This window comes from Dyadobacter sp. NIV53 (genome assembly GCF_019711195.1).
Taxonomy (GTDB): domain Bacteria; phylum Bacteroidota; class Bacteroidia; order Cytophagales; family Spirosomataceae; genus Dyadobacter.
In genome coordinates this window covers 6,957,007-6,976,385 of the sequence record NZ_CP081299.1, presented here as the reverse complement: position 1 = coordinate 6,976,385, position 19,379 = coordinate 6,957,007, and the positions used below count along the sequence as shown (strand labels likewise).

The 19,379-nt window shown below is 38.4% G+C and carries 20 protein-coding genes; 8 read left to right on the top strand and 12 right to left on the bottom strand.

The features are described from left to right. Window positions 1-1,116, top strand: coding sequence for an acyltransferase (locus tag KZC02_RS28645; RefSeq protein WP_221391801.1), 1,116 nt, complete (start codon window positions 1-3; stop codon window positions 1,114-1,116). Between the two features lie 48 nt (window positions 1,117-1,164). Continuing rightward, entirely contained in the window at window positions 1,165-2,040 is an 876-nt protein-coding gene (locus KZC02_RS28640) for an alpha-1,2-fucosyltransferase (protein WP_221391800.1), read from the top strand. Window positions 2,041-2,064: 24 nt separating this feature from the next. Here the strand turns inward: KZC02_RS28640 and KZC02_RS32270 are convergent, their stop codons facing one another. The 3 genes from KZC02_RS32270 to KZC02_RS32265 are packed head-to-tail and all read right to left on the bottom strand — an operon-like array spanning window position 2,065 to window position 3,405. After that, a complete protein-coding gene (locus KZC02_RS32270; protein WP_229253870.1) occupies window positions 2,065-2,289 on the bottom strand; it encodes a hypothetical protein in 225 nt (74 codons plus the stop codon). Then, window positions 2,237-3,145 (bottom strand): oligosaccharide flippase family protein, encoded by a 909-nt coding sequence (locus KZC02_RS28635; RefSeq protein ID WP_229253869.1) that lies wholly within the window; start codon window positions 3,143-3,145, stop codon window positions 2,237-2,239. The genes KZC02_RS32270 and KZC02_RS28635 overlap by 53 nt, the downstream gene beginning before the upstream one ends. Beyond that, window positions 3,043-3,405: a hypothetical protein gene (locus KZC02_RS32265; protein WP_229253868.1), complete on the bottom strand. Its 363-nt coding sequence runs from the start codon at window positions 3,403-3,405 to the stop codon at window positions 3,043-3,045. Before KZC02_RS32265 ends, KZC02_RS28635 begins: the two co-directional genes overlap by 103 nt. Window positions 3,406-3,793: 388 nt before the next feature. Here KZC02_RS32265 and KZC02_RS28630 point away from each other — a divergent pair, with 388 nt between their 5' ends. From KZC02_RS28630 to KZC02_RS28615, 5 genes are read left to right on the top strand one after another with little or no spacing between them, the layout of a single operon-like run. Then, window positions 3,794-4,669, top strand: coding sequence for a glycosyltransferase family 2 protein (locus tag KZC02_RS28630; RefSeq protein ID WP_221391799.1), 876 nt, complete (start codon window positions 3,794-3,796; stop codon window positions 4,667-4,669). A gap of 1 nt (window position 4,670) precedes the next feature. Continuing rightward, window positions 4,671-5,447, top strand: coding sequence for a glycosyltransferase (locus KZC02_RS28625; RefSeq protein ID WP_221391798.1), 777 nt, complete (start codon window positions 4,671-4,673; stop codon window positions 5,445-5,447). 23 nt (window positions 5,448-5,470) lie between these two features. Further along, window positions 5,471-6,040, top strand: coding sequence for a glycosyltransferase (locus KZC02_RS28620; RefSeq protein ID WP_229253867.1), 570 nt, complete (start codon window positions 5,471-5,473; stop codon window positions 6,038-6,040). After that, on the top strand, window positions 6,003-6,242 hold the full coding sequence (locus KZC02_RS32260; protein ID WP_229253866.1) for a hypothetical protein: 240 nt from the start codon (window positions 6,003-6,005) through the stop codon (window positions 6,240-6,242). Before KZC02_RS28620 ends, KZC02_RS32260 begins: the two co-directional genes overlap by 38 nt. 57 nt (window positions 6,243-6,299) lie before the next feature. Next, window positions 6,300-8,909 carry a response regulator gene (locus KZC02_RS28615; protein WP_221391797.1) on the top strand — a complete coding sequence of 870 codons (2,610 nt, stop codon included), beginning with the start codon at window positions 6,300-6,302 and terminating at the stop codon, window positions 8,907-8,909. A 22-nt stretch (window positions 8,910-8,931) separates the two neighbouring features. Here the strand turns inward: KZC02_RS28615 and KZC02_RS28610 are convergent, their stop codons facing one another. The 7 genes from KZC02_RS28610 to KZC02_RS28585 form a co-directional block, all read right to left on the bottom strand. After that, on the bottom strand, window positions 8,932-9,822 hold the full coding sequence (locus KZC02_RS28610; RefSeq protein ID WP_229253865.1) for a glycosyltransferase: 891 nt from the start codon (window positions 9,820-9,822) through the stop codon (window positions 8,932-8,934). Next, window positions 9,768-10,112 carry a hypothetical protein gene (locus KZC02_RS32255; RefSeq protein WP_229253864.1) on the bottom strand — a complete coding sequence of 115 codons (345 nt, stop codon included), beginning with the start codon at window positions 10,110-10,112 and terminating at the stop codon, window positions 9,768-9,770. The genes KZC02_RS28610 and KZC02_RS32255 overlap by 55 nt, the downstream gene beginning before the upstream one ends. A gap of 63 nt (window positions 10,113-10,175) precedes the next feature. Continuing rightward, window positions 10,176-11,027, bottom strand: coding sequence for a beta-1,6-N-acetylglucosaminyltransferase (locus tag KZC02_RS28605; protein WP_221391796.1), 852 nt, complete (start codon window positions 11,025-11,027; stop codon window positions 10,176-10,178). 67 nt (window positions 11,028-11,094) lie between these two features. Continuing rightward, window positions 11,095-12,606 (bottom strand): O-antigen ligase, encoded by a 1,512-nt coding sequence (locus tag KZC02_RS28600; RefSeq protein WP_229253863.1) that lies wholly within the window; start codon window positions 12,604-12,606, stop codon window positions 11,095-11,097. 164 nt (window positions 12,607-12,770) lie between these two features. After that, window positions 12,771-13,946: a glycosyltransferase gene (locus tag KZC02_RS28595; protein WP_221391795.1), complete on the bottom strand. Its 1,176-nt coding sequence runs from the start codon at window positions 13,944-13,946 to the stop codon at window positions 12,771-12,773. After that, the gene (locus KZC02_RS28590) at window positions 13,943-16,123 is read right to left on the bottom strand and encodes an exopolysaccharide transport family protein (protein WP_221391794.1); all 2,181 of its coding nucleotides are present in this window, start codon (window positions 16,121-16,123) and stop codon (window positions 13,943-13,945) included. Before KZC02_RS28590 ends, KZC02_RS28595 begins: the two co-directional genes overlap by 4 nt. Further along, the gene (locus KZC02_RS28585) at window positions 16,120-16,788 is read right to left on the bottom strand and encodes a TolC family protein (RefSeq protein ID WP_229253862.1); all 669 of its coding nucleotides are present in this window, start codon (window positions 16,786-16,788) and stop codon (window positions 16,120-16,122) included. The genes KZC02_RS28590 and KZC02_RS28585 overlap by 4 nt, the downstream gene beginning before the upstream one ends. Before the next feature lie 113 nt (window positions 16,789-16,901). Here KZC02_RS28585 and KZC02_RS28580 point away from each other — a divergent pair, with 113 nt between their 5' ends. Continuing rightward, entirely contained in the window at window positions 16,902-17,519 is a 618-nt protein-coding gene (locus KZC02_RS28580; RefSeq protein WP_221391792.1) for a DapH/DapD/GlmU-related protein, read from the top strand. A gap of 84 nt (window positions 17,520-17,603) precedes the next feature. Here the strand turns inward: KZC02_RS28580 and KZC02_RS28575 are convergent, their stop codons facing one another. Together KZC02_RS28575 and KZC02_RS28570 are read right to left on the bottom strand one after the other, a co-directional pair. After that, window positions 17,604-18,815 carry a sugar transferase gene (locus KZC02_RS28575; RefSeq protein WP_221391791.1) on the bottom strand — a complete coding sequence of 404 codons (1,212 nt, stop codon included), beginning with the start codon at window positions 18,813-18,815 and terminating at the stop codon, window positions 17,604-17,606. An 11-nt stretch (window positions 18,816-18,826) separates the two neighbouring features. Beyond that, window positions 18,827-19,237 carry a response regulator transcription factor gene (locus KZC02_RS28570; RefSeq protein WP_221391790.1) on the bottom strand — a complete coding sequence of 137 codons (411 nt, stop codon included), beginning with the start codon at window positions 19,235-19,237 and terminating at the stop codon, window positions 18,827-18,829. Window positions 19,238-19,379 lie beyond the last annotated feature (142 nt).

The following is a 19,379-nucleotide window of genomic DNA, read 5'->3' as shown; positions in this document are numbered from 1 at the left end:
ATGAAACACAGATTTGAAGTCCTGGACATTTTTCGTGGCTTATTTGCATCCCTGGTTTTTCTCTTTCATTTAGGTCCATTTGCTGAAACTCCTATTCTCAATAACAGTTTTGTCGAGAACTCCGACATGTTTGTTGATTTTTTCTTTGTACTGAGCGGCTTTGTTATTGCTTACAGTTATCAGTCGATTTCAGACAGGCAGTCACTAAAACTGTTTTTCACCAAAAGATTATACCGCATTTATCCATTACATTTTGTGATGCTTATGGCTTTTGTGGGAATGGAAATAGCGAAAAATCTACTTAATCCTTATGTAAAGGTTAATAATCTCGGCAATCCCGCTAATAGTGTATATACTTTTTTCACCTCACTTTTCTTGATAAACTCCACACCTCTTCCCGGTGTTAAAGATGTGAGCTGGAATATTCCTAGCTGGTCTATCAGTGCCGAAATGATGGCCTACATTGTATTTGGAATACTGGTTCTTTTCATTCATTTTGCAAAGCACGTTTCCTCGCGCAACTGGTATTATGCGCTGATTTGTCTGGTTTCAGTATCAGGGCTATGGCTGGTTTCCAGCAGTTTTCAGATCAATTACAGCTTTGATTACGGCTTTCTTCGCGGCATTCTGGGATTTTTCACAGGCGTACTTTGTTTTAATCTGTTCAGCAATACCAATGAAAATGTCAGAAAATGGCCTTCCATTATCTTTTCAATTGCAGAACTCATTTCACTTACACTTATTGGATATTGTATTTTCAATGGGGAAATACTAAAACCATGGGGAATCGTTTTCGAAATCTTATTTTTCGTTTGTATCTATACATTTTCATTCGAAAAAGGCTTCATTTCCGCAGCACTCAAAAGTGTAACCCTGCTTCATAAACTTGGAAAATATTCCTATTCCATTTATATGTCACACGCGTTACTAATCAGCCTTTTCAATGTCCTTTTCATACGCATCTTAAAATTTCCACCCAGTGCTTATTCCTATTTATTTATCCTGAATTTTATTCTGATATACTTCTTCTCGGTCTGGACATACAAGAATATTGAGATGAGGTTTCAATATAAAACCCCTAAAAAAATACCAATGGTGGAGAAGAGCACGGTTTAGCCCGTACTGCAACATTATAATTTTTACCCGACTTTAATTTATTACATTATGATTATTTCAAAAATATCCCATGGATTGGGAAACCAGCTTTTTCAGTATGCGATTGCCAGAAGCATGGCCTTAAAGCAAAACACATCGCTCTATCTTGACCTTCGCTATTACAATCATACTTATGCTACTGATACATTCAGAAGTTTTAAACTGAATAAATTCAATATTAATTTTGATTTGCTGGATGAATCACCAGCTTTGATTTATCTATCCAAGTCCACAAAATTATTTCCGAACCGAAGTTTTCCTCCTTTTTTCAAACTGGTAAGAGACAAACAAAGCACATTTGAGCCCGAGGTACTTTCTGCAAAATCAATGTTCACTTATTTGAGCGGCTTTTGGCAAACGGAAAAATATTTCAGGGATATTAAAGAAACACTGCAAAAGGAGCTCACCTTAAAATCAGTTGAAACAGAACAGTTTAAAGTTTACAAAAAACAAATCCAGGCTGAAAACTGCCCGGTATCCTTACATATCCGGCGTGGTGACTATGTCAATAACACGCAGTTTAACAATCAGTTTGGCTTTATAGGATTGGATTATTACAGAAACGCGATCAAATTTTTCAAAGAAAAATCACCTGATTGTAAATTTTTTGTATTCAGTGACGATCTGGAATGGGTGAAAGAAAATTTAAATTCAGGACAAGATTTTATTTTTGTTGAAAATACGGGTGAAAACAGCGATCTGGAAGATCTGATGCTGATGCGTGCCTGCCATCACCATATTATTGCCAACAGTTCGTTTAGCTGGTGGGGCGCCTGGCTCAATCCAAAAGAGGATAAAATTGTAATAGCTCCTGCCAGATGGTACAACAACCTGCCTGACCTGAATACAAATGACCTGGTTCCGGAGAACTGGATAAGGCTTTAATAAATATAAAAGAAGAAGCGCACTTTATTTAGGAAAAAAACTTACCCAGTAAGTAGCCAGTAATTGCTTAATTTGTTGGTATCCTTCCTTATAAATACTGACAAAACTAAATGCGTAGTACCGGTCAAGAGCCCATTTGGAAACACTGACTCCAATCAAAATTGGAACAATTCCACCGATGGCAACACCGTAAATATTACCTGTGATGTAAATACCGATGAAAGTAGCTGCAATACTTCCGGCGAGCATTACAAATACTTTTATGAAGTTGATCTGAGGCTGATGAATAACGTCCAGAGTCAGAGCGAAAAAAGCGGTCCAGTGGATATAACAGGGCTAAAATCATTAAAATGCGCATGATATTGGCAGCTTCACTATGCACATATTTGCTTCCTCCTAAAATCCCGATGGCTACGTCAGCGAGCACTGCGGCGGAGATACAAACAGGCAAAAGGGTCAGTGTAATAATACCAATATACTTTTTCAGGGTATCCATTACCTTCTTTTTGTCTCCGGCATTGTAAGCAGCCGAAAGCTCCGGCATACCAGTTGCTGCAAAACTGCGAAGCGGTATTTCAATGATCTCCATTAAACGCGAACCTAGGTTAAATACAGCTAATGCTGCTGGACCAAGCATAAAATTAACAATGATGGTATTGGATGTTCCAAACAAATTAGAACTGAGTGTTGTCAGCACGGTGAATTTCCCGAAATTAAATAATTCTTTTACGCAGGCTTTACTTCTGTATTTTATGGAGGAAATCCTTGACCAGCCCATAACGATTGTCAGCAAACTTGTTGCGGCAGCTCCTGCCAGATATGCGTAAATGATATTTTGTAAACTGGCTGTATGTGTTAGTACCATAAAAAATACAAACAATATGAATATACCCTGGCTGCAAAACCGGATATAAAGAAGCTGGTCAAATCGTTGTTCGGCTTGTACAGCACAGGTTGCAATAAATGAAGGCAGGGAAGCTACATAAATGATACCAAACCATTCTACGAAAAAAGCAAGAGACTGATTTTTAATATAAAAAAGAAAAAATATGCTGGTACGTTCAGTAATACTAATATCCCGGTTACAATTATTGCCAGATACCATGCAGACCCCAAAACTTCCTTACTTCTTTCTTCACTTGCACCAGCATAGAATTTAATAAAGGCAGTGGTTAAAAAACCGGAGCGAAAAGTATCAACGAGTAATAGTATGGACAGGAAGAAAACCCACATTCCAATGTCAGAAACGGATAGCGCACGATATAAGATCATCATATTCAGCATGCCCAGAACGGACATAATTCCGTTTCCCGCCAGAGAAAGAAAGTGTTTGTTTTTTATCCTATCGATAATGCGTAAGTCCATTTAATATAATTATAAGAATATGTTGACGGCGTTAAATTTGCATGGGAAGCAATACAAATATGTTGTTTTTAAATTATAAATTGACAAAAAAATTAAAAATATTCGTATTGTTGGTAAAACTATTCTACAAATTAGAACAATAGTTAATTTTACAGTTTATTTTTGTCATTATTTAAGATACAGGCCGAGAATTAGTAATTACAGACCGGATTTTTAAGTTTAATAATCCGGCATAAGCTATTACCAATTAAAATTCGCTATTTGTTATTATTAGTTAATCCTGCCTGACCAAAAAGCTTATAAATTAACTTATTTTTTTCCAATGTATAATAGAATTAATTTGAATATCTTTATCAATGTAAATCAAGGCTAAAAAATAATTATCTGTATGAGTTTATTTGGTTTACCTGTATGGATTGAACCGCATTTATTTGCAAGGAAAAAGTTTAATGACCTTTCAAAAAATGACATTCAGGAATTGCGCGGCAGGATCAAACGGTTTACTGACAACGCACCTGATGTCTCCGTGGTTATTCCCGCCTGGAACGAAGAAAATAATATTTACCGGACCCTTTCTTCACTTTCGGCCAGCAGGACAAACTACAAAGTGGAAATTGTAGTAATTAACAATAATTCAACCGATGGAACTCAGCATGTGCTGGATACTTTGGGGGTTCGGTCTTATTTTCAGCCGGTTCAGGGAACGCCAAGTGCGAGGCAAATGGGCCTGGACCAGGCAAAGGGGAAATACCACTTATGCGCAGATTCTGATACTTTTTATCCGCCTGACTGGATTGACCTGATGGTAGCTCCAATGGTGAAAGATTCCGGAATTACGGGTGTTTACGGAATTTATTCTTTTATTCCTCCCGAGGGACAAGGCCGGTTTGGACTTTGGGTGTATGAAAAATTTGCCGGAATGATGATCCAAATCAGGAAGAAAAACAGGGAATATTTGAATGTTTATGGTTTTAATATGGGGTTTGTAACGCAAACTGGTCGTGAAACAGGAGGATTCAAAGTAAGTGGAAACCGGATATATGCCAATATTGTGGGCAGTGACTATCAGAACGAGGCCGAAGACGGGCGGATGGCACTCAACCTTAAAACTGCTGGTAATTTAAAAATGGTAACAGATCCAAAAGCCAGGGTTTTTACTTCTCCAAGACGCCTGATGGACGACGGAAGTATAGGCAAAGCATTTATGAACCGTGCGATACGGCAGGTGAAGGGGATTCGCTACTATCTATCAAATAAATTGTGAGATGATACATTATTTCCCTGAAACAACGCTTCTAATCACGCATTATAACAGAAGTGAATCACTTGAACGCCTGTTGAAATGCTTCAAAGCGCTGGACTGTAAGTTTGGAGGCATTGTGGTATCTGACGACGGAAGCCGTCCTGACCATTTAAAAAAGCTGGAAAGTTTAATGGATCAATATGCTTTTGAACTGGTAAAGACGCCGGTTAACAAAGGATTAGGTAATAATATTAATAAGGGACAGGATGCAGTAAAAACTGCTTATACATTATATGTACAGGAAGATTTCGAACCAGCTGAAATTTTCACCACGCATTTTAAGGATGCGTTGGACTTTATGCAATCTGATACAACGCTGGATATTGTTCGGTTTTACGCCTATTTCACTTATCCTAATCTGATACCTTATGGCAAAGGTTATTCAGAAATGATCTATTCGTTCTGGAACTGGAACCACCTTAAATTTTACTGTTACAGTGATCATCCGCATTTGAGAAGGAGCAATTTCCTGAATAAATTCGGACGATACCCGGAAGGCATCAAGGGGGATTTGACTGAATATAAAATGGCTGTGAGTTTTATCCAGAAGAAAGGCCGGGGATTATTTTATAATGATTTCACTCAATTATTCTATCAAAAAAATTCTTCCGACGAGCCAAGTACGATGGTCCGTGCAAACTGGCGGCTAAGTGAAAATCCGGCGGTTAAACTTGCGCGTGTCGTTTATCTGCGATATCGCTGGCTCAGGAACACCCTGGATCTTGTATTTATGAAATAAATGGAAGGCATTATTTAAATATTATGACGAAAGATTACTTTTTTGAAGATGTAACACTTTTGATCACACACTACAACCGGAGCACGTCTCTGGAACAGTTGCTCAGATCATTTACAGCACTTAATTGTCACTTTGGAGATATTGTAGTTTCTGATGATGGCAGTGTCATTCAGCACCTTGAATACATTGTTTCTCTGCAAAAAGAATTCAATTTCCGTTTGGTTACCACTCCTAAAAACAAAGGGCTTGGCAATAATATTAACAAGGGCCAGGATGCGGTGAAGAGTTTATTTACACTTTATGTACAGGAAGATTTCACGCCAACTGCCTTATTTCCTGAAAGTTTTAAGGATGCCATGGGCCTCATCAGAAATAATCAGGAAATTGATATAGTACGTTTTTACGCTTATTTCGAATATCCGTACCTGGCCAATCCACGTCACGGTTATTACGAAACTGATTTTAGGTTATGGAAGCCGGGATACCAGAAATTTTATGTTTACAGCGATCATCCCCATTTGCGGCGCAACAGCTTTTTTGAAAGATTTGGCAGGTATGTCAGAAGGCCAGAAAGGAGATGTAACAGAGTATAGTATGATGATGTCTTTCCTGAAAAACGATGGTAAAGCATTGTTTTACAAAAATTTTAAGGATTTATTCATTCAAAAAAATTCGGAAGCAGAACCGAGTACAATGAAAAGAGATGTGTGGCGTGAAAGTGACAATTTCGTAATGACTCAGCTCCGGCATTTGTACAGACATATTAAGTTCAATTTCAGCTATCTGATGGACTAATGTTACAGGCTGCATTCGCATTTAACTGGTATCAACGCTTCGGGAAGTAAAGCTATTATGCAAAAATTCACCACCAACCACTCACTCAAATGGTATTATACCAGTATATGTTTTGGGTTGGCTCTGATCTTTGGATCTCAATATTTTACTTATCAAAGTTTACAGGATCTTTCCCTTAATAATAAGGGTGTGACCACGACCATTGGCATACTGAACCAGACAGCTAACTTTGGATTGGCTACAAAAGATTTCCAGTCTAATATGCGCGGCTATCTGATCACCCAGGACGAAGAATTATTATCAGATAATTACAGAAAACGTGTTCAGCTGGTTGAGATCAGTGATACGCTGTTTAATCTGGTGAAGGCTGATGGCGAGCAAACAAAAAGAGTAAAGGAACTTTTGGCAATTTCCAGTGCTGTTGTATCCTTTACTCAAAAAGTGATTACCCTAGACCGGATTGAAGGTTCAGAAAAAGCGTTTAATTTAATAAAGGAAGGTGAAGGCAAGCGTTTGGATAAACTTTTATCGGGCAAGATAAACGAAATTGAAAAATCTGCCAATCAGGGACTTTTGGAACGTCGCAAACTTGTATTGGTTACACAAAAGAACTCAACCCTGTTTATTTTTTCTACGAGTATTATTGGTCTTTTCCTTACAATGCTCGCAGGTATTTTCCTGCTTAGCGACCAGCGCAAACAAAAACAATTGCAAAAAGAGATCAATGAAAAGGAGCGTATACTAACCCAATATCTTGAGGCAATTCCGGATGGGGTAATGGTAGTCAATACACAAAAGGAAATTGTACTGCTGAATCAGTCAGGAAGGGAAATATTGGGAATCAAAGGTGGTAAAATCGAAACCGTTTATGATGAATTGAGTAAAGTAAAACTGCTTGATCCGACCAGATATCATGTTCGCTTTACTCCTGATTCTTTACCGGTTGCCAGAGGATTGCTTGGAGAAAAACTGACTGCCAATAAAATTGACCTTATCAAAGACAACAAAATATTCCATCTGGAAAGTAATGTCCAGCCGGTTATCGGTTTGGAAGGCGAAGTTACAAGTGCGATAACGGTATTCAGGGATATTACGGAAAGGGCAAATTATGAAACTACACTCGAAAATGCGAGGGTTCTGGCCGAAAAGTCTGTAAGAGTAAAAGATATTTTTCTTTCTAATGTAAGTCATGAAATCCGGACGCCACTAAATGCAATTATTGGATTTACCAACTTGCTGGTTGCCCAGGTAAAAGATGCCAAGAGTACCGACTATGTAAATTATATTCAGATCGCCAGTAAAAATTTATTGGAACTAATTAACGATATCCTGGATTTTTCAAAAATAGAAGCCGGTCAGATTATCCTGGAAAAAACACCGGCTTCGATCAAGGAATTAATTGATTCAGTATCTATTATTATTGATCAGAGAGCAGCAGAAAAAAATATCAGATATGTGCAGACCATATCGGAGGATTTGCCGAAAATGATTGAAACCGATAAATTGCGCATGTCGCAAATCCTGCTCAATGTGTGTGGAAATGCAATAAAATTCACTGAAAAAGGGGAAGTCCGGTTAACAGTGGAACCTGTTGGAGAAGTTATTGATGGCTCACAAAGAATCAGGTTCATCGTTCAGGACAGTGGAATTGGCATTCCGAATGATAAATTAAAAGAAGTATTTAACAGGTTTGTACAGGCCGCAGAAAGTACCACAAGAATTTTTGGAGGTACAGGACTTGGATTAAGTATTGTAAAATCGCTTGTGGAAATTTTTGAAGGAACGATTGTTTTAAAAAGTGAAGTAGGAAAAGGCAGTACTTTCACAATGGAGTTTCCTATGAAGCTGGTTGAGGACACTTTTCTGCAGGAGAATATTGAAAATGAGGTGGACATCAGCAGTTCCATTTCTTCGTTAAGAGTGTTGGCAGCAGAAGATAATACACTTAACCAAAAGCTGTTACAGGCAATTTTTGAAAGGCTGGATATTTCGCTTACGATTGTTGGTAACGGATTGGAGGCAATAGAAAGACTGGAAAAGGAAGAGTTTGATCTTGTACTGATGGATATCCAGATGCCAGTTATGGATGGATATACTGCCATTAAACAAATCAGAAGTTCGGTTTCCAAAACAATACCAATCATTACCATGACTGCACATGCGATGGTTGGAGAGAAAGAAGAGTGCCTTAGCATAGGTGCCAACAGTTATATTTCAAAACCATTCAAGGAAAAGGAGCTGCTTTATACCATTGCGCATCTCGGAAACAAAGAAAATTCCGAGCCGGCATTACCTAAAGAAACTCAACGTCCTGTTAATAATAATCATATGCCTGATCAAGTTGTAGACCTGGATTACCTGTTTGAAATAACCGGAGGAGATACTGAACTCCGTGACGAGCTCATCTCCATGTTTGAAAATGAGAGTGAAATCCAGTTAAACGCCATTACTGTATCGGCCATTTCCGGAGATGGGGAAAAATTACGCCTGGCTATTCACAAGTTCCGCTCGTCCTTATTTTCCGTTGGACTGCTTTACACTGCTAATCAATACAAAGAACTCGAAGCAATACTTAAGCAGGGAAGCTGGCAAAAGGAATTAAACCAAAAATTAGAAGAGCTTAAATTACAATCCGAGCTTGGTTTATCTCAATTGAAACTGCTTTAAAAATGTAAGCTATCAGTAAACCTTAAACAGATTTACTGATAGCGCTATAAATTTCCGCTACACTGTTTTCCCAGGTGTGCATTCCTGCAAAGACACGACGCGCCTCCGTCCTGGCTACTGAATTCTCTTTCAATGCCTGCTCAATAAGTTTTACATAATCCTCATTTGTTTTTCCCAGATAAACATGTTCTGAAAATACGCTCATAGCATCCGTTTTGGTGGCCACAACCGGTTTACCAACAGCAAGATATTCATCGATTTTACGTGGATAATTCCCGATGGTTACCTCATTGAGAAGCTGTGGATTAATACAAACATCAAATGAATTGATATATGCCGGTAGTTCATCTATGCTCCTGGATCCTGTAAAAATAACATTGGGCAACTTATGTAAATTACTTTCCCTGAATTCATTATCCTCCGGGCCAACCAGTATAATATTCCAGTCTGGCCGGTGAACTGCAATGTAGTGCATCAGACCAAGGTCAAGCCTGAGAATTTGCAACGCACCAACATAACCAATCCTCGGCTTGCTGATCAGCTTCATATCCTGCGGTTCGGATGCATTGATACCGTTCAGGAAAATTTCAAGATCACACCCCTGCCCAACGTAATAAGAATGTTTATTGTATTTTTTACAGTAATCTGCGAGATAGGTAGAATTAGCCACACAAATATCACTTTTTGCTATGAGCTGAGGTTCAAGTGCAGTTCCATGTTTTTTCCAGTAATCTACTGCCAACATGAAATCGCGGGAGTAATAAATGGAAATTTTAGGTTTCAGGTAATCTTTCAGATAAAAACTACGGAACATATCATTGTCATTGAAATGAACAAAATCCCTGAAATCAAGTTCTTTTACAGCCCTGAGAATAGATTTGGCAAATGTCTTATTGTTCCGTTTATTGAGCAAATTGAATAACCAGTCAGATGAAATCCAGTTGATAGATTCAATGATCCTGTCCGGATAAAGTACCCAGAGATTATCCTGGATCTTTTCAATTCCATCCTTTTTTTATTGATTACGTCTTTCCGTTTAATGACTTTCGGGTCATTACCGTTTTTCATCAGACTAATGCGGTCTAATGGAGAATTAACATACAAAACCCTGTTCTTTTTGCTGAATTCCAGTGCAATGTTTTTACAATTACTTCCAATTTCCACATCCCAGGCTTGTTGTCCTGTTATGATAATGTCCATCATTCAATTTAGTTATGGGTGAGTATCATGTATTTATCACCTTTAAAATGATCATATGTTAATTGATTATTTCAGGTTTTGTATTTTTTCATCCAGCATGTCAAGCACCCTACGACTTTTTGAGCTGTCAAATTTTCTTGCAAAAAGCTTGTCTGACGCCAGTAATTTTTCAAGATCCTGTTCATCAAGGATTTTAGGGCTGGGATTTCCAGCCGCCCAGTCAATGTATCTTAAATTGTTATTGACGAGGCTTCCTTTAAAATCAGAATTATAAAGAATAGTTTGAAAAATCATTTCGTCCGGTGCCCATGTCAATTCAAAAAAACGAACTATATGAGGATGTGAATTCAGGTACTGAAGTATATATTGAACTGCCTCAGTAGTGATACTCATCCATTGCGACCTGCCAACCGGAATGAGCCCGTCCGGCATCTTCCTTTTGGGTGTTAGTATATTGATCCATCTCTGTACAATATATTTTCCAGGAAAGGCATAATTCGTCAGGTGGTATTGGGTTATTCTTGGAATTGCTTCAAGCCATTGCTCGTTTACAGACTCAAATCCCATAAAATTTCGTCCCTTGTTTTCATCAAAAAAAGCATGAATTTCATTCGCCGGTTTTAGCGGATAATCCGATCCGCTTAATAAATTGATATAATCAATTCTCAATCCGGAATTTACGATAGCCTGAAAACCGATGATTGTCGCCTGAACCAGACTATAAGCTCCCCAAGCTACCTTTACTCGGTCAGGAATTAAATAAACCCTGTCCATTGAAGTAAGATACTGAAATGCTTCCTGACTTATTTTTTGATCAAGGTGTATAAAAAAATACGCATCCTGATGAGCCAGCTTATTTATAATTCTTTCCAGTTGGCTGGGTTCTGAATGGGCTAATATCAGGTGGGCAATTTTCATAAATACTTTGGAATTTAATCTTTTCTGACTTGGTCTTAGCTACGCTCATTACAGGTTAATCCACGAATCAGGTAACTTTTCGTTTCGCATTTTCAATCTCTTTATCGTCAATTCGTTTGGTGACGTGGATAAGTGCCACTACCAGATAGAAATAAATATTTGATGGAAACTGCACCAAGGCTTCCTGCGGATAATTGCCAATATTATATGCAAAAACCATCAGAAGCATAGCCATGCAATATGTTTTAAGTTCGGGATTTACAATTGTATAGTAATTATTGATTCCCTCACGCAGGATAAAAAACATCAAAAAACAGAATATCAGCATACCAATCCAGCCCAGTTCAACGGCCACGCGAACATATCCGCTGTCGGGCGGAAAATTAGCCAGATAACTGTTAGGAGCAAACCGGCTTCCCCAAGCCCCGGTAGCTCCTAACCCGCCACCAATTGGATGAGACAAAATATAAGGCTGAATACGTTTTTGATTGGCCGTCCTGACTTTGAATGACAAATCATCCGAAGGCTTAAATGCAGTTTGGAAACGTAAAATATTTTGGTTGGAAGTGGGTACGAAAATGAGGCAAACGATAAAAAATGCTGCGATAATCGCTCCAATCAATACATCCCGGCTAAACCGTAATATCAGAAACAGGACCATGGCAGCCGGTACCAAAACATAAGCGCCTCTGGTCCCGGAAAATAACATGGCTGTCAAAAAAAGTATAATGAAGATGGTCAGCAACAATTTTTTCCAGAATTTCTTCGCATTGGTAAGCAGGCTGATACATAAAATACTGCTAACGACCATATTGTACGAAAAGGCCACCGGATCCGAAAAAATAGAAAATTTCCGCCAATGACCAGCTATAAACAGAAGGCCGGCAATGCCCGGATCAGAATGAAGCCATTCATCTTCGGCATCAGAAAAACCAATGTATTCCTGTTTGTAAGCATATAACGCTGCAAAGACGGAGAGTGCAATCCATAATTTAAGGATATACTTTACAGCACTTATCGTTTTTATCTGATACATAAAAACGAAATACATGAGCATCACAACGGCAACAGACCTGATAGTATACAACCAGGCCAGCCTTGATTCCGCAGCCGGATTAGCCACTTCAATGATATTAAAAACGATCCAAATGAGGATCATGTAACTTACCGGACTTTTGAATATATCCCATCCCGGTTTTCTCTTTTGGTGAATAAAAAAGCCCAGAAGGAGCAAGCCCTGAATTCCATCCATAAGCGTTCCCATTGGAAAATTTATTCCCAGTTTCATAATGAAGAACAGCAGATAAGCGAATACAAGCAGGACCGAAATACCAAATAGAGGATAAACCACTATTGCGTAAATAACCGGCGGTGTGAAAATCACGACAAGAATAAACGCCCCGGCGATAATTCCTTTGTAAGCTATAAGAGCGCCAAAAATCAGGGAAATGAATAAAAGAATAACCAGACCAGTTGCATTGCTGAGCTTATCCACCCAAAACAATTGTCTTATTCTGTGTTTTAAAGTAGCATGTGATGCACCATCATCTTTTACAAATATCTGAATGTCTTTTTCCACTTAAAAAAATAAGATTTTAAAAAAGAATATAAATACGCTTATAAAGGCAAGCAATAAAGCAACCTGCCTCGTTTTCTTTTGGAGAGGAGTGAGATGCTGGAAACTGATTTTCTTCTTTTTTTCAGTTTTTTCGGGATATATTTTCATACTGTCGAGGGCTTTAACTATTCCTTATCCGAATGTCCATGCTTTGTGGCTACTGAAATCTGGTTGGCTTTCCGTGACTTAAGCAGTGCCAGTACCTGAAAAGCGATAAACCTCGGAATGTTGACCAGCGACTGATAAATACGTGGCTCTGTTTCTGATTTTCTGAGAGATATATAAAACCCTGCAACGAACACACACAATGCTGTAAACCAGAAAACAGAAATAAGCGGGGAAAAAAATAAATTGATGATCAGGAAAAACCCGGAAAGCAAAAGAAATATAAACAACGGCGGCCTTAGCAAAACAAGGCCAAACAGGAACTGATTCCAGTTAAAATTGACAATACCCTTAAACAAAATCCTGAATCCCAGTGAAAAATACTTGAACCAGGTATTAATCCAGCGAGCCCTCTGGTTCACAAGCTGATCAGTCCCGCTCGTTTTTTCATCATAAACAACGGCATTCTCAGCAAAGGCAATCTGATAACCCCTGCTTACAATACCATCCTGAAGAACCTTGTCAAATCCTGCACCGGTTACGTCCAGATGTCCGAGACATTTTTGGTAAAGATCAGTTGTGAAAGCCATTCCCGAGCCAGCCAGAGTAGCTGATGAACCTGCGCCAAAAAGTATTTTCCCATCATAAAAATGATAATAAATATCTCTGGCAGCATCCAGGCATGCATAAGTGCTGTTCAGATTTTTGGCTTTGCGAACACCTTGCACAGCTTCAAAACCCTGGTTAAAATATACATTCAGCTCATCGAGGTAGTTACTTTCAGCCAAATTATCACTGTCAATAATAGTGAGATGGGAATGTGGCCGGATAAAGTTTTTGATCGCATAAAAATGTGATCTTGTGTTACTTCCCAGGGTTTGCTCAGGACGAAGCAATAAAACACTTTTTTCAGGAAAACGAAGATTAGAGATGTCACATTTATCTGCTACAATATAAATATGGTAATTTGTATATCTCAATTTCAGCAATGAATCAACCACTGCATTCAACTGCTGCGTTTGTTCATAAGCTGTAACAATAATAGCATAGTCCGGAGATACCGGTAATGGAGTTACTTTTAATGATTTTTTAACGGATTGTTTAATATTATATATTAATAGTAAAACAACAGGAAAAATCAGATTAAAACCGATCAGACACTGTAACAGCAATCCTATATTTCCCGCTATTTTCATGCTTCCACTAGTTTACCGATTTTACCTGCCTGTTCTGGTATATCTTCCGTGTTGGTTAAAATCCAGCCTGAGAACTTATTTTCAAGATTCATCAGGTACTGAACTTTCGACTGGTCTTCACCTGATATAGAATTTCCTGACGAAAAAACAGCTACGACCCGGTCTGCAAAACTGATCCATTCCTTTGCTTTGTTCATCGCCGTAAGTGAATCAGTTTCAACCAGAATGATGTCAAATTTTGATTTTAACATCGCCAGCTTTTGACCAATAAGTTTTTCATCCGATAATTCAAGCAAAGAAAAATCGCCACCCTTATTTCCCAGAATACTGATCTGGCCAGGAACTGCTTCAACTGGCACATCCTTTTTAAGAAAACTTTCAAATAAAGCAGAGTCAGGGTTTAATTTTGAAATATCGGGCTGGCCAAAATTTCCGTCCACGATCAGTACCGTTTTATTGATCTTCGAAAATGCCCAGGCTAATGCCACAACAAATGAGGTCTTCCCTACCCCATCTGAAAGACTGGTTACGGCAATTATTTTGGGATCGCTTAACTCATTATCCAGTTCATACCGGACAGATCTCACAAGGTTTTTATATAACCGGATCTGCTTATCGTCGGAAGCATTCATTCCTGAAACGCTCAGGTTCATATTTTTGTCCAGTGCATTGAGATAACCTAAAACAGGCCGGTCAGTCGCATTGGCAAGATCTAAAGGATAACGGATCGATTTGTCGAGATAAAACAGGATAAAAAATACAAATACACAAAATGTAAAACTGATCACGCCTGACAGGATCACAAGTACCATTTTCTTTGACGACTGGATTTCGCCTGGCATTGCTCTTTCGATCAGGTTCAGATAAACCGGAAAGCTGAATTCCAGGCTCGCATCATTATACCGTTGTAAAGCACTGATATACTCCTTATTAGCAATATCAATCTGGGTTTCATATTCCTGAATTTTGGCTTCATTCGGGACCAATCCATCGAATTTTCGGTTCAGCCGGTTTAATTCTCCCTGTATAGACGACACGCTGTTTCTGGCCAGGTCCAAAGATATTTCCATACCCAGTTTCTGAGTTACCAAATCTTGTTTTACCGCCATAGGATTGTATACATACTTATCCGAGGCGGCATCAATTTGTCCCGAAAGCTGGTTTCTCAATGAATCCAGACTAATTTTTAAACGTGGGTTGAAGTTGCTTAAATTGTATTTTTCATTCAATTCCCTTAAGCTTCTTTTGTTTGTAATAATGCTCTGGTTAATTTCCGTCAGTGCACTTTCAAAATATTTTCTGTCAGCCGGATCGAATTTTTTATCAATATTTCCAATGGCTGCCGAATAGGCGATAATATCTTTTTGAGCTATCTCTCTCCTCGATTCGTAATCTGCCATTTGGCCATAAATACTTTTTGCCTGCTCATTTAAGTTTAATACCCTATTCTGGATCTTGTAATTTTTCAGGATAGTCATCCTGTTGTTTAAGTCGTTCAGTTTCTGCACCATGAAGGTTTGCAAAAAATCAATCGTTTTTTTGTTATTATCGACAATTCTGGATGAATTATTTGAAATGAATTCCTGGCTTAGCGTATTAATAACATAAGCAGCCAGATCCGGGTCCTCAGCTTCGTACTGAATATCAATATAATCGCTTCCGCCACTGCGATAAACGGTAAGCTTCCCCCTGAGTGCATCAGCACCATAATGCATGTCCTCAATAATTTTATTTAAGGATCTTTCATAGGGTTTCCAAAGAAAGAGTTCTTCTCTGGCCTTGTATTTTTGAGTGATAAGTGCGATTGCTTTACTTTTATCTGCTTTGCTCATGTCAGCGAGTTCCCTAACCGGCTCGCGCCAGGTAGAATCTTTTTTTCCTTTCAAATCATTCAGTATCAAACGATACGACACCTGATCGAGTGTTCTTTTCAGTAACATTACCTGGATCAGGCTTTCAAATTTTCTGGCAATCTGTGAATCCTGTTCTTCCTTGGATTTGGTAACAACCTGATCTGTTTTATCTACAAGCCCGGTCGCAATTCGGGCATGTGCATCGTAAGAGTCCGGAAGCCTTTTAACTAAAAAATAACATACAATAACAGTGATTAATGGAACCAGAATAAGTGTAACCTTATTTCTTTGCAGCAATCTCAAAAACTGTAAAAACTCGCTCATTTTATATCTTCTAATTTTTGTCCCAATAATTCTTCCAGGCTACTCTTTGCAACCAGCATCTCACTTTCTGCATTAATTATGTTCTGTTGATGGTCAGATAACATAATTAGTAACTTATTATAATTTTCAAGTGTCTCCTCTCCTTTTTCAAAACGGTGCCTTACATTGGCAAGCATACTTTCTACATCCAGCAATGATCCTGAACGTACACGAAGGGATACAACTTTTTGTATATAAATAAAATAGCGTTTTTTTACTTCTGCCTCCATGTTCAGGTCATAAGCTTCCTTATCATATTGTGCAGCAGCAAATTCTCCTTTGGCCTGTTTTATCAAATTAGGCTTCTGTAATATGGAACCGATATTAGCAAAGAAACCAAACTGATAACCTCCCAAAAATTTATCAGAAACGGTTGCAGTGTTGTTACTGGGACTGTATAAATAAGAAAGCGAGAATATGTCAAAATAAGACAGTTTAGCCTTTTTTACACCATTCTCTGCCACGTTTACCCTGGCTTCATACATTTTCACTTTGGGATAATTGGTCTTACAAACTGCGATCAGTTTTTCCAGGTATGCATACGAAATATCCTTGCTCAGTGACTCCTGAGCTTGTGTAGCATGAATTGAAAAAAACAGGAAAACCAAAAACACTGCGTATTTCATCTGCATTTATTTAGAAAAAATATATTATTAAAACCTACTTTTGTTTTATAAGATTAGCAATGTACTTATTATGTTCATTACAATTATATCTCAACGCTTAAAAACTACTTCTAATGTCAGTATCCGGTTACATTCGTAATAATGCACGATTAAAAAAACTTTTTCACTGGATGCTTATTCCTACCAACCAGGCACGCCCTCGGCTTTGGGTCAGGATATTTTTAAATCCATTTTATCATCACAAAGGCCGGAACGTAATTATCCGCCGCTGGGTAAGAATGGATGTAGTTCCGTTCAATCATTTTTCAATCGGAAACAATTCTGTGATTGAAGATTTCAGTACGATTAACAATGGTGTGGGGGATGTAGTAATAGGAGAAAACTCTCTTGTAGGAATGAGTAACGTAATTATTGGTCCTGTTAAAATTGGTGATAATGTAATTTTTGCACAGAATATCGTTGCAAGCGGCCTTAATCATAATTATACCGATATTTACCAACCAATTCACAAACAAGGTGTTACTGTTGCATCTATCACTATTGAAGACGATTGCTGGATTGGTGCTAATGTTGTTGTAACGGCTGGTGTTACCATTGGCAAACATTCCGTAATTGCGGCTGGTACCGTTGTAACCAAGGATGTTCCTCCGTATTCTGTTGCAGTTGGAAATCCATCGCGAATCATCAAAAAGTATGACGAGAACCAAAAACAATGGATTAAAACCTATTGACATTGTCAAATTAAAGTTTAGGTCAATTACGAACTCTTGTCCGGCAAACCAGCTTTTCAGATCATTAAATAGTTCGGAACCGTATTAAACATTTTCAGATTGCAACAATGCAGGGAATGTTTTCAGGATAATTTTCAAATCCATCATAAAAGAAAATTCCTTTGCGTAGGTTACATCCAGCTGCGCACGTTCTTCCTCCGACATATCGGCTTTCCCCTTTCCTCTTTTCGTAACCTGCCATAATCCTGTTAATCCGGCCGGTCCGGCAAAGCGTAAGATTTTATCGTCAGTAGTCATTTTTTCAGCTTCGTATAATGGCAAAGGACGGTTGCCAACAAGAGACATATCTCCTTTGATAATATTGAGGAGCTGTGGTAATTCATCCAGACTGGAATTTCTAAGGAACGCACCAAACTTGGTTACACGTGGATCATTCTGAAACTTCATAAAAGCAGCTTTCTGGTCTTTCTGAAAGTGATACAGTTTTTCACAAATTTCCTTTCCATCCAGAAACAGCAAGCTTTTACATTGGTTTCCTGCTTTACATTCATCACAAAGACCTTCGCTCTCAACCTGTTGCGTTGGCTCAGTTCCTTTGTTGTACATGCTGAGTGCTGCCATTTTCCTTATCATCTGATCTGCATCGGTACGCATAGTACGGAATTTATACAGATCAAATATTTTGTATCCGCTCCCTACCCTTTTTGATTTATAAAAAACAGGACCTTTAGAATCCAGTTTGATCAGCAAGGCAACAATGGCTAAAACCGGCATTAAGCACAACAATGCCATTCCAGTAGTGAAGATATCAATGGCCCGTTTCCAAAATGGGGTCTGGCTTTGCCTCAAACCAATTTTTTCCGAAGCTTTACTTGCAACATACCACTGTCTTTTCTTAAAATAGCGAAGCCGTGTTAAAAGGTCACCGGAATCGAAGCGAACTGAAAAAATGTCATCGGCCCGTTTGAGACGAGCGTTCTGAATAACGTCGTCGTTCAGGGATTCAGCCATAAGAATATACGGTATATTACCAAGGCTCACGCTGCCACGAATCCTTTCCAGTAATTCCCAGCCGCCGCAATCTACATGCGCAATGACTACATCAGCCGGAAATTCTTCCAGCGCACTCAGAATTCCATCGCTGTTATCAAAATATTCCACCTGCAGAAAATTACCATACTGCTCGGCAAACCATAAATATTGGGCAAAATCCTTACTCAGATAAAAAACCCTGAAAAGGGTTATCTGCGATTTTGATTCAATGGCCATTTCAACGGATGTACCAGTCAATTCCATTATAATAGTAATTAAGAGTATCGTTTGCTGCGGCGCAATATGGCATTGATTTTTGCATGTACTTCCATGGGATTAAATGGTTTGACCATAAAATCGTCGGCGCCGAGATTTAAGCACTGGATTCGCTCACTGCTTTCATCAGATCCTGAAAGGATAATTACCGGAATATCAGCATACAGATTACTTGCCTTGGTAACTTTAAGAAATTCTTTACCACTCAGATTAGGCATGTGGAGATCTGCGATGATCAGATCTGTCTCATTGCCAGCTTCCAGCCACAACATCCCTTCCGAACCGTCGTGCTTGATATTTACATTGAAATCCTTTTTAAGAAAATGTTCCAGTATTTTACAAATGCTTGGTTCATCGTCTATGATCAATAAATTTCTTTTTTCGTTCGTATTGAACAACGTATCAGCCATATGATTTTAATAATTTGTCTTTCTTTGTTAATCCTAAATCTTCAATGAAGAGGTTTGCTCCATTTTTTTTATGCCAAATACAAGATTCTACACGGATTAAAATATTTGTTTTTTTGTAGAAAACATTCTTGTATTATTTTGA